The sequence below is a fragment of the Bilophila wadsworthia ATCC 49260 genome (genome assembly GCF_000701705.1).
In the GTDB taxonomy this organism is placed as follows: domain Bacteria; phylum Desulfobacterota; class Desulfovibrionia; order Desulfovibrionales; family Desulfovibrionaceae; genus Bilophila; species Bilophila wadsworthia.
In genome coordinates this window covers 21,612-28,002 of sequence record NZ_JNJP01000051.1, presented here as the reverse complement: position 1 = coordinate 28,002, position 6,391 = coordinate 21,612, and the positions used below count along the sequence as shown (strand labels likewise).

Annotated in this window: 6 protein-coding genes; 1 reads left to right on the top strand and 5 read right to left on the bottom strand. The window is 57.8% G+C overall.

From position 1 onward, the window contains the following. Positions 1-70: 70 nt before the first annotated feature. The 3 genes from T370_RS0115155 to rplM form a co-directional block, all read right to left on the bottom strand. Complete coding sequence (locus T370_RS0115155) at positions 71-1,726, bottom strand: ribonuclease J (RefSeq protein ID WP_029436216.1); 1,656 nt, start codon at positions 1,724-1,726, stop codon at positions 71-73. A gap of 226 nt (positions 1,727-1,952) precedes the next feature. Beyond that, positions 1,953-2,342: a 30S ribosomal protein S9 gene (rpsI, locus tag T370_RS0115150; RefSeq protein ID WP_005025392.1), complete on the bottom strand. Its 390-nt coding sequence runs from the start codon at positions 2,340-2,342 to the stop codon at positions 1,953-1,955. Between the two features lie 18 nt (positions 2,343-2,360). Then, complete coding sequence (rplM, locus tag T370_RS0115145) at positions 2,361-2,795, bottom strand: 50S ribosomal protein L13 (RefSeq protein ID WP_005025390.1); 435 nt, start codon at positions 2,793-2,795, stop codon at positions 2,361-2,363. Positions 2,796-3,095: 300 nt separating this feature from the next. Here rplM and T370_RS0115140 point away from each other — a divergent pair, with 300 nt between their 5' ends. Further along, on the top strand, positions 3,096-4,370 hold the full coding sequence (locus T370_RS0115140; RefSeq protein WP_029436215.1) for an HD domain-containing protein: 1,275 nt from the start codon (positions 3,096-3,098) through the stop codon (positions 4,368-4,370). Between the two features lie 494 nt (positions 4,371-4,864). Here T370_RS0115140 and T370_RS0115135 read toward each other — a convergent pair whose 3' ends face one another. Further along, positions 4,865-5,686, bottom strand: coding sequence for an undecaprenyl-diphosphate phosphatase (locus tag T370_RS0115135; protein ID WP_005025385.1), 822 nt, complete (start codon positions 5,684-5,686; stop codon positions 4,865-4,867). A 3-nt stretch (positions 5,687-5,689) separates the two neighbouring features. Next, positions 5,690-6,280, bottom strand: a complete 591-nt coding sequence (locus tag T370_RS0115130; protein ID WP_005025383.1) for a TetR/AcrR family transcriptional regulator — start codon at positions 6,278-6,280, stop codon at positions 5,690-5,692. Between the last annotated feature and the right edge of the window lie 111 nt (positions 6,281-6,391).

The following is a 6,391-nucleotide window of genomic DNA, read 5'->3' as shown; positions in this document are numbered from 1 at the left end:
GGGTTTGGGGAAGGGGAGGAGAAACTTTTCTGAAGAAAAGTTTCTCCTCCCCTTCCCCAATCTTTTTCCCCTAAACTTCCGTAATGACCGGAACCACAACCGGATCGCGTCCTACGACCTTGCGGAAGAAGCTCCGCAGGGAGGAACGGATGCGATCGCCAAGGCGCGGGATGCCGAGCCGCGGAGAAGTTTCGAGATGGTCGAGGACAAGACACTTGGCATCCTCAAGCAGATGGCTGAACTGCTGCTCAAACACAAAGCCCTTGGAAATCATGTCCGGGCCGTGGATGACCTCGCCGGTCTCCTCGTCAAGCACCAGTACAACGACGACAACGCCGTCGCCGCCGAGAAGCTGACGCTCGCGCAGAACGAGATTGCCCACATCGCCCACGCCCTTGCCGTCCACAAGAATGGAATCGGCGGGGATCTTCTCCTCAAGCCGAATGGTATCAGGCAGCAGGGTCAACGGCTCGCCATCGTCGAGGATGAACGTGCGCTCGGGCGCAATGCCCCAATCACGGGCCAAATCGCGGTGCTGGATCAGATGGCGGTACTCGCCGTGAATCGGCACGAAAAATTTGGGGCGTACGGCGTCGAGCATGGTGCGGAGCTCGTCGCGCCGACCATGGCCGGAAACGTGCACGGGGCGCGTCCCGTCGTGGCAGACATCGGCCCCCATGCGGTACATCTGGTTGATCAGCCGGTTGACGGCGCGCGCATTGCCCGGAATGACGCGGGAAGACATGATCACCGTGTCGCCTTCCATGATGGAAAGCTGACGGTGCTCGCCGGACGCAATGCGGGAAAGCGCGGACAGGGGCTCTCCCTGAGAACCTGTGGCGATGACCACCATGCGCTCAGGGGAAACATCGGGGATGGTCTGGTCCGTAAACAGCTCGGGCGGCATACGCATGAAGCCAAGATCCCGGCCGCGCTCAATATTGTTCACGAGGCTGCGGCCGCTGACCACAACGGCGCGGTCGAATTCGCGGGCCATGTCGAACACCATCTGGATGCGCTCGATATGGCTGGAAAAAAGCGTGATGACAATACGGCCTTTCGCTTCCGAAAAAATCTCGTGGAACGTCTCGCGCACCACTTTCTCTGACTGGGTGTGCCCTTCGCTCTCGGCATTGGTTGAGTCGGAAAGCAACAGCCGGACGCCGTCAGCGCCCGCGAAACTCCGCAGGGCGGGCAAATCCGTGCCGACACCGTCAGAAGGAAATTCATCGATCTTGAAGTCGCCCGTATGCACGACTTTTCCCACTGGCGTATCCACCGCAAGGGCGTATCCCTGCGGGATGGAATGGCTCACCGGAATGAAATGGAAACGCAAGCCGCCGAGCGCCAACTCGTGTTCGGGGGTCACGGTAATGAGTTCGGCCCGGTCGAGGAGGCCGCGTTCACGGAGCTTGTGCTCCACGAGCGCCAGCGTCATGGGGGAGCCATAGACTTTCAGGCCCTTGATAAAAGAAACCAGCCACGGAACCGCTCCGATGTGGTCTTCGTGCCCGTGCGTAAGCACCACGCCGAGCAGCCGCCCGCGCTGAGCCAAGATGGGCTCCAGCGGCGGAATGACCACATCCACGCCAAGTTGCTGGTCATCAGGAAACATGATCCCGCAGTCGACAAGAACACACCCTTCGGACGTGTTCCACATCTGGCAGTTCATGCCTATTTCACCCAATCCCCCCAGGGGAGTAATCGTCAAAAAAGTATCCGTCATTATGCTCTCTGTTCGTAGGTTATTGTCGGAAGTTTACCCGAAGCCCGGCGTTTTCACAAGACGTTATCGTAAAGGACGGGCACGGAAAAAGATAAAAAAACAAAGTAATTTCAGCGAATAATAAAACGAAGCCCTTCCCACAGCAGCCAGCGGACGCAAGCGGATATAAACGCCAAAAGGCCGGGGTTTCCCCCGGCCTGAACAAATCTGAAACGGGCCTCGCGGCTTAACGCTTCGAATACTGGTAGCGAGCACGAGCGGCGCGCTGACCGTACTTTTTGCGTTCCTTCTTACGGGCGTCGCGGGTCAGGAACCCTGCACGCTTCAGGACGCCGCGCAGGGACGGGTCGGCGCTCAGCAGGGCACGGGAAATCCCGTGACGAACGGCTTCAGCCTGACCGGTCACGCCGCCGCCGCAGACGTTGACCTTCACGTCGAACTTGTCCACGAGCTTGGTAAGGACCAGAGGCTGGCGGATGATCATCTGAAGGGTCTTGCGGGGGAAGTAATCTTCCACTTTACGACCGTTGACTTCGATAGCGCCGTTGCCGGCATAGAGACGGGTACGAGCAGTAGCGTTCTTGCGACGGCCCGTGCCGTAATCAAACTCAGACATGATTGACTCCTGGCCTCGTTAGTACGGGAAGGACAGAGGCTTCGGGCCCTGGGCAGTATGCGGATGCGTGGGGCCAGCATACACCTTGAGCTTCTTCAGCATGGCACGACCCAGACGATTCTTGGGAAGCATACCACGGACGGCGTGCATCAGCACGTCGGCAGGCTTCTCAGCAAGGAGCTTGTCGAGCGTAATTTCACGCAGACCGCCCACATAGCCGGAATGATGGTAATACTTTTTCTTTTCCAGCTTGGCGCCGGTGACCTTGATCTTTTCGCAGTTGACAACGACGATAACGTCGCCATTGTCCATGTGAGGAGCAAATTCGGGCTTGTGCTTGCCGCGGAGGCGATGGGCAATTTGGGCGGCCAGACGGCCGAGAACCTGATTGTCCGCATCCACTACAAACCACTGGTGGTCGATATGCTCCGGAGTGGGGCTAAACGTCTTCATGCTGAAGCGTCTCCTCTGCTAAAACTTGTAGAACGAAATGTATAAAATGCCAGAGCAGGCTTGTCAAGCGACAAAACCGTTTTCCTTCTGCGCTCGGCAGAACAGAACCGTTGCCGGGGACGCCCTAGCATCGATTCTCATAACATGGCGCTTTTGATAAAACGCCCTGGAACCGCCCGGCGTCTGCCCCTGCCGCCCTTTGTGAGGAAAGGGAGAAAGGAAATCCGGACATTGTTCGGAGCAAAACACAACGCGGGGCAGCCACAACCATGCGAGTAACGGATCACAAGGGAGAAGCCGATGTCCGCAATCCGAAAAAGCCTTTTACAGCTTATGTTTTCCGGTTCGTACATGCGCCGCTGGAACGACAAACTGCGTCCCGTGGAACTCTACGAAATAGACAAGCAGGCGCATAAAATGATTGTCGCCTGGATGCTCACGCTCCTGAACAGCGGTGGTTATTCTGCCTCAGATCAACTTAAATTGCAACAGGAAGTTATAGAAAGAGGGCTTTTTGATTATCTGTACCGTCTGGTCACAACCGACATCAAGCCCCCCGTATTTTACCGTATCTGTGAAAACGAGAAAGATTACAAAGAACTGACGGAATGGGTCCTCAAAGAGCTTCGCCCCGTGCTCGGCGCGCCGGACGAAGGTTTCTGGGAGCGCCTTTCCGCCTACCACAGGAACCGGGATCGGACGAGCCTCCCGGATCGCATTCTCACGGCGGCCCACCACTACGCTTCGGGGTGGGAATACAACGTCATCAAGCCATTCAACACGTTTGACGAGGAAAACCAGTCCATTGCCGAATCCTTCACCGAGCGTCTCGACAGTCTGACCGATCTGTGCGGCGTGAACGAACTCATACAGGGGCACGCCTTTTTCAGCGATTCGCCCACGGCCTTGGGGCGTTTCGCCAAGCTGTGCGGCCAGCTCCGTTTCCAGATCCGCTGGGCCGACACGCCCCGCGTGCCGGAAACCTCCGTGCTCGGGCACATGTTCCTCGTTGCGGGCTACGCGTATTTCTTCAGCCTCTCCCTCGGAGCCTGCCCCGCGCGCCGGGTCAACAACTTCTTCGCCGGACTGTTCCACGATCTGCCGGAACTGCTTACGCGGGACATCATCACCCCGGTCAAACGCTCCGTAAACCAGCTCCCAAGCCTTCTGCGCGCCTACGAACTGCAAGAGCTGGAGCGGCGTGTCTTCGGCCCCCTCTCCGCCGGGGGGCACGACCGGCTGGTGGAACGCCTCCGCTACTATCTCGGCCTCGTCGGTGAGGGTGTGACGTCAGAGTTCGACGAAACCATCCGGGACAGCTCGGGGCAAGTGCGCTGCCTCGGCTCGTTCGACGCCCTCCACGCCAACGGCAATGAAGACGGACTCGATCCCAAGGATGGGACGCTGCTCAAGGTTTGCGACAACCTTGCCGCGTTCATCGAGGCGCACTCTTCCGTCCGCACCGGGATCTCCTCCCCCAACCTGCATGAGGCCATTGCCCGGATCAGGGGCGATTTCCGCCATCGCTCCCTTGGCCCGTTGTCGCTCGGGACGATCATTGCGGATTTTGATTAAGAAAAAAGGAGAGGGGGCGGGAGGGGCTTTCTGAAGAATCCCCATGAAGGGGACAAGCGGCCCTCCCCCACCCTCTGCAAAGACTTTCATTAAGGATCAACGATGAGAAGGGTGGCTTACCGGACATCCCGCTTGTCGGCCTTCCCCCGGCGGCTCCGAGCAGGCTCCCAAAACGGCAGGCCTCACCGGACAATGCGGGAATGGATTCTCGCGAAAGGCGCATGTGAGTGGAACTCTATTGGGATTCGACAGTTCCGTTGAAATCCCTGAGCCCACAAAAAAACGAGCGCTGCAATACAGTGCCCGTTTTTTTATCCTTTGGTAGCTCTTACCGAAAAAAGGCCTTACCCCGGCAAAACAGCCCCCCCTGCCGGGAAAACTCCCGTTCCGCCCCCAATCGAAAGCCTTGGGAGCGGAGGGGCTGGAGAAGGGGGAACCGTGGGGATGCTCCCCACTTCTTCAGAAGGGTCCCTTCCCCACTTCCAGCTCTCACGCTACCCCATATTCACCATAAAAAAGTACACAATCGGCGCAAGAAGCAACCGATACACGGCGAAAGGCCGCAGGGTGATGCGCCCCACAAGGGCGATAAACGTCTTGATGGCGAGCCAGCCGAAAAGGAAGGCGAAAAACAGCCCGGTAGCGAACAACGGAATATCATCCACCGTGAAGAGGGACCACGTCTTGAGGAGATCGTAGCCGGTGGCCGCAAACATGATCGGCACCGCCGCCACAAACGAATATTCCGCGGCAAGAGCGCGCTTCTCGCCAAGCAGCATCCCGCCCATAATCGTAGAGCCGGAGCGGGAAAAACCCGGCCATAGCGCCATGCACTGGCAAAGGCCGATGCCGAGCGCCAGTTTGGGCGTCACCTCGTCGATACTGGAATACTTGGGCGGGCGCTTCGCACAGTAGCTTTCCACAAAAAGCATCAGCAAGCCGCCGACGGCAAGCGAAAGCGACACGCTAAAGGGGGTGAAAAGCTGCTTGATGTACGAATGGAGGAGCAAACCCAAAACCGACGGCGGCAGCGTCGTCAGAAAAAGGAGCCAAATCCCCCTCAACCCGGCAAAAGGTTTCGGGGCTGACGTTTGCACCCGGCCGGGCAGCAGCAACCCCATGAAACGGTCCCAATACACCATCAGTACGGCGAAAATGGAACCAAGCTGGATGGCGACCTCAAATGTGCTGGCCTTCGGGCCCGTGAACCCAAGCAGGTCTCCGGCAATGACCAAATGCCCCGAAGAAGAGACCGGCAGGAATTCGGTCAATCCCTGCACAGCCCCCATGATGAGGCCGGTAGAAAACCAATCCATGTGCTACTCGCAGGCGTTACACGGCGTTATGGCTCTGGCGGCGAAAGCGACGGCCTCACGGTACAGATGGGGCGGCGCGTACGGCGTGAGGACACGGGTACGGTTGGCGCCGACCACCAGCGACATGAGAATCTGGGCCGTTTCCTTCACGAGCAGCTCGCGGATGGAACCGTCTTCAATGCCCCGCCACAACTGCTGTTCCAACAGTTTGTGAATGTCGTTGAACTTTTCGAACATCAACTCGCGGTCGTCGGTCGTCTTCATGTCGCTGTAAGGCGAACAGCGCACAAGGACAAGCCAGTTGGAGTCGGGATCAATCGAAAAATCGAGATACGCCTTGCAGAAATTCAACACGCTCTCGCGGCCATTCTTGCCTTCGTCGCACGCCCGCTGCAAAACTTCATGAAAGCGTTCGAGGACGTCCATGCCTGCGGCAAGAAAAAGCTTTTCCTTGTTTCCATAATGATGGGTCAACAACCCGAGAGCCACTCCCGCACGTTCGGAAATCTTCTTGAACGTGGTTTCGGTATAGCCGCATTCGCCAAAAAGTTCCTTCGCGGCCTTCAGCAAGGCCTCCTTCTTCGTCATGGCCATATGATCCCCCCAAAAAACATGATCAAGAAACAACGCTGTTTAGTTGCGCAACCAACAGACTATGCTACAGGATTCCGCTCGTCAACGGAAAAGTATGCCTCGTGTGAGCGG

What these genes read in the sequence shown, in the direction of transcription:
- rplM (WP_005025390.1), bottom strand. Translation starts at nt 2,795, where the DNA reads ATGAAGACGTTTAGCCCCACTCCGGAGCATATCGACCACCAGTGGTTT.
- T370_RS0115140 (WP_029436215.1), top strand. Translation starts at nt 3,096, where the DNA reads ATGTCCGCAATCCGAAAAAGCCTTTTACAGCTTATGTTTTCCGGTTCG.
- T370_RS0115155 (WP_029436216.1), bottom strand. Translation starts at nt 1,726, where the DNA reads ATGACGGATACTTTTTTGACGATTACTCCCCTGGGGGGATTGGGTGAA.
- rpsI (WP_005025392.1), bottom strand. Translation starts at nt 2,342, where the DNA reads ATGTCTGAGTTTGATTACGGCACGGGCCGTCGCAAGAACGCTACTGCT.
- T370_RS0115135 (WP_005025385.1), bottom strand. Translation starts at nt 5,686, where the DNA reads ATGGATTGGTTTTCTACCGGCCTCATCATGGGGGCTGTGCAGGGATTG.
- T370_RS0115130 (WP_005025383.1), bottom strand. Translation starts at nt 6,280, where the DNA reads ATGGCCATGACGAAGAAGGAGGCCTTGCTGAAGGCCGCGAAGGAACTT.